Here is a 1,173-nt window from a genome sequence, read left to right as displayed (position 1 = left end):
CATACAGGCGTCGTGACTCGGCATAGGTGAGCACTAGCTTCTCCATTGCGCGAGTGACTCCGACATAACAGAGTCGGCGTTCTTCTTCTAACCTTCCAGGCTCTTCCATTGACATCTGGTGCGGGAATAGACCTTCTTCCATCCCTGCCAGAATCACGAAAGGGAACTCCAGGCCTTTTGCAGAGTGAAGCGTCATTAGTTGCACGCAGTCCTGATGTTCTTCGGCTTGTTGCTCGCCTGCATCCAAGGCTGCCTGGGCAATAAAGCTAGCTAATGGGCTTAGCTCGTCATCTTCAGCTTCGAAATCTTTGGTTGCCGATAAAAGCTCATTGAGGTTTTCAATGCGGGCCTGGCCTTTTTCACCCTTTTCTTTCGCATGAAACTCTTTAAGCTGCGATTGCCCGATAGCTCTTTCGGTGAGTTGGAATAAGTTTAGCTCGTCTTGTTCTGCACTAAGTTCATCTATCATATCGATAAAGGCATTCAGAGAGCCATTGGCCTTGCCTTTAATCAGGCCTAGCTGCAAACGTTCGACGCAGGCCTGCCAGAGAGACACTCCCTGATCTCGAGCGTGTTCACGAATATCGCTAAGGGTCTTATTGCCAACACCACGAGTTGGTACGTTTACCACTCGTTCGAAGGCGGCATCATCGTGTCGATAATAAACCAAACGTAAGTAGGCGAGGGCATTACGAATCTCTTGACGATCGTAGAAGCGTAGGCCGCCATAAATTCGATAAGGGACAGCCTGGCGAATTAAAAATTCTTCAATGACACGCGACTGTGCATTGGAGCGGTAGAGAATAGCGCATTGTGAACGTAGCTGGCCTTGGTTCACCCAAGCATTGATGCGGTCAGCAATATAGTTGCCTTCGTCTTGTTCGTTGAACGCGGCATAAAGGTCTATCGGTTCACCTTCACTGCCATCAGTCCATAGCTCTTTTCCTAAACGTCCGCTATTGTTTGAGATCAAAGCATTGGCCGCGTTCAGGATAGTGCAGGTCGATCGATAGTTTTGTTCCAGCTTAATAACTAAAGGCTGGGCAAAGTCGTTTTGGAACTGTTGAATGTTCTCTATCTTCGCGCCACGCCAGCCGTATATAGATTGGTCATCATCGCCCACTACCATAATGGGGATTCGGTTGCCTGCGAGTACGCGAAGCCAGGCATATT

1 protein-coding gene is annotated in these 1,173 nt (G+C 48.8%); it reads right to left on the bottom strand.

The window, feature by feature from the left end; translation table 11 throughout:
• Positions 1–1,173, bottom strand: a 1,173-nt coding sequence (locus tag A3729_RS17905; RefSeq protein ID WP_197475902.1) for a 3'-5' exonuclease, incomplete at both ends; no start/stop codon positions are given.

Source organism: Oleiphilus sp. HI0043, from assembly GCF_001634935.1.
Note: the sequence above shows the minus strand (reverse complement) of the source record. Positions and strands in the feature narration are given on the sequence as shown.